The organism is Roseibium sp. (assembly GCF_025698965.1).
Lineage (GTDB): Bacteria > Pseudomonadota > Alphaproteobacteria > Rhizobiales > Stappiaceae > Roseibium.
This window is the reverse complement of sequence record NZ_JAILWL010000678.1, coordinates 1-2,502: the sequence shown is the minus strand read 5'-3', so window position 1 is coordinate 2,502 and position 2,502 is coordinate 1. Positions and strand designations below refer to the sequence as shown.

Sequence of the window (2,502 nt, the reverse complement as noted above, 5' to 3'; positions counted from 1 at the left end):
ACTTCAACCCGAGGACCTTCTTGCCGAACTCGGTGTTGAGCCGGGTGAAAAACGCGAAGGGGTTCAGTTTGCGAAAAACATGTGCCCCAGCCAGGGCACCATGGATATCTTTGTGGAGCCCGTGTTGCCCCGACCCAATCTGGTGGTTTGCGGTGCCAGTCCAGTTGCGGTGGCTCTTGCCAAACAGGCACCGACGATCGGCTTTGAGGTCACGCTGTGCGCGCCTTCGGAAGATCTTGCCGCCTTTCCTGCCGGTGGGAAACGCCTGGATGGCTACGACCTCAAATCTCTCGGCAATGCGGAAACCTACATTCTGGTGTCGACCCAAGGTCGTGGCGACCTGCCGGCGCTGGAAGCTGCGCTCAAGGTCAATGCCCTACATGTCGGCTTTGTCGGCAGTCGTCGGAAGATTTCCTCGCTGAAGGAAAAACTGGCAGAAAAAGGCGTCGGAAAAACAGACCTGGACCGCATTGAAGGACCTGCCGGTCTCGATTTGGGAGCAATCACGCCCGAGGAAATCGCTCTATCCATTCTTGCAGAACTTCTGCTGATCCGCCGCAAGGATCAGCGGCAAGCGAACATTCATCACGTTTGATCGACAAATCGGAGACACATCCCATGCAAATGACTGACAGCCAAAGGATTGAGGCCCCGCGCGAAAAGGTCTGGGAGGCCTTGAACGATCCGGATATTCTGAAGGCTTCCATCCCTGGCTGCGAGGAGCTGATCAAACACTCCGATACGGAGTTGGAGGCGAAGGTCAAACTCAAGGTCGGGCCTGTCAAAGCCACATTTGGCGGCAAGGTCACCTTGAACGATCTCGATCCTCCGACCGGCTACACCATTGAAGGGGAAGGCTCTGGCGGTGTTGCCGGTTTTGCAAGAGGCAGTGCCAAAGTGCATCTTGAGGAAGACGGCCCGGACGCTACTATTTTATCTTATGAAGTGGATGCCAAGGTCGGCGGCAAGCTTGCCCAGCTGGGAGCGCGGTTGATCGATTCAACGGCAAAGCGGCTGGCCGGAGAGTTCTTTTCAGCCTTCGCCGAACAGGTTGCACCAGCTGCACCAATTGAAGACGCCACCGAGGAGGCGACAGCACCGGAAGAGGCAAAGAAAGGTTGGCTGGGAGGTCTCTTCGGTAGCAAGAAAGCAGAAGATGCAGCCGAAGAAACGGCCGGCTGAAGAACACGTGTTTGGGTCACGAGCGGCCCAGACACGTCTTCAATGAAGGGAGGAGCAAATGACATTGCAGCAAAATTCTAAAGCAACAACAGGCGTATTGCGCGAGTTCCGGCAGGATCCTTCGCTGATGCTTGCGCTGGGGACCGGATCGTTGCTAACGGCGTTTCTGGCAACTGTTCACGCCTGTTGCATCGGATTGGCGACACCAGATCATTTCGCAGCCTTGCTGCAGATCTGTTCTACGGCGGGCTAACGGCATTCACCGCCTTAATTGCCGGCAGCCTTTGGCAGACTGTCGACACGTGCGTGCAATGTGAGGATTTTCTCCATTGCTTTTCGCGCGCCGATTTCACCGATAAAGAAGAAGTGGTTGCCTTCCACGACTTCGGTAAAAAACTGTTGTGATGCTGACACCAGAAGCTGAAGTTGCTGCCATTCGCCAGCTGAAAGATCGGTTGGTTTCCGCTCTCCCATGAACCGTTCGACCAAAACGCGGTTTCGCACGAAGCTCCAGTCGGAAGCATCCAGCAAGACATTTTCGAAATCCGAGGTCGAGTTGTCATGGACGAGAACGGGAAACGGGTAGTCGCTGAACGAAAAGGCTCCTGACGTTTCGATCGCTTTGGCTATGTCCGAGACCAGTTCACCATTCTCGTAAACCAGGCCGGTATCGATCAGGTCGATTGGCACCGCCCCGAGAAATTCTTCAACGTATGTATTCTTAGGAATGATCGTGTGGGCGTTGTATGTGTTTTGTTCGGTAACGGCATTCAGGAACCAGTCGTAAATCGGTGTCCGGTCGGCATAGCCATTTTCATCAAGCTTGATTGACTTCACATTGGCCGGTGGCAAAAATCCCGGAACCGGCGGATCAGCGGACATTGCGACAAACATAGCAATATCCGTCCCATTTGCCTTTGCGGCCCGTCCAACCGACGCCGCGATTTTTCCTCCCATGCTCCACCCGGCCACGATTACAGGCCCGCTGAGCTGATTTTTCTTCGTTACGCTGGCGATCACCGCCGCAACCTGATTTCCCCAGTCCTTGATCGTGTAGGCCGGGACAACCTCGGAAAAGACAGGGTTTGCGAGCGGATAGGATACAGCCAGGAACGAATATCCGGCCTGTTTGACCCAGTGCGCGACGAAATCTTCGGATTTTCCGCCGGGATAGCCATAGAAAATCCGCGCGAGATGGGCATCTCCTGGCACGAATACGATCAGGGGCTTGCCTGCTTCACCAGGTTCAAAAGCATAAAGCACCTGATGGCCAGCGGCCTCAGCAAGCGTTTCACCAGGATACATATGCTTGTTTGCAGG

4 protein-coding genes are annotated in these 2,502 nt (G+C 54.9%); 3 read left to right on the top strand and 1 reads right to left on the bottom strand.

What is annotated here, in order from left to right:
* The 3 genes from K5905_RS31530 to K5905_RS31520 form a co-directional block, all read left to right on the top strand.
* Positions 1-595: XdhC family protein (locus K5905_RS31530; protein ID WP_297591669.1), on the top strand; the 595-nt coding region annotated here is incomplete at its 5' end.
* 23 nt (positions 596-618) lie between these two features.
* Positions 619-1,182 carry a CoxG family protein gene (locus K5905_RS31525; protein ID WP_297591668.1) on the top strand — a complete coding sequence of 188 codons (564 nt, stop codon included), beginning with the start codon at positions 619-621 and terminating at the stop codon, positions 1,180-1,182.
* A gap of 58 nt (positions 1,183-1,240) precedes the next feature.
* A complete protein-coding gene (locus K5905_RS31520; protein WP_297591667.1) occupies positions 1,241-1,435 on the top strand; it encodes a hypothetical protein in 195 nt (64 codons plus the stop codon).
* Positions 1,436-1,449: 14 nt separating this feature from the next.
* On the opposite strand, the gene K5905_RS31515 is transcribed toward K5905_RS31520, so the two are convergent.
* Positions 1,450-2,502: thioesterase domain-containing protein (locus K5905_RS31515; protein WP_297591666.1), on the bottom strand; the 1,053-nt coding region annotated here is incomplete at its 5' end.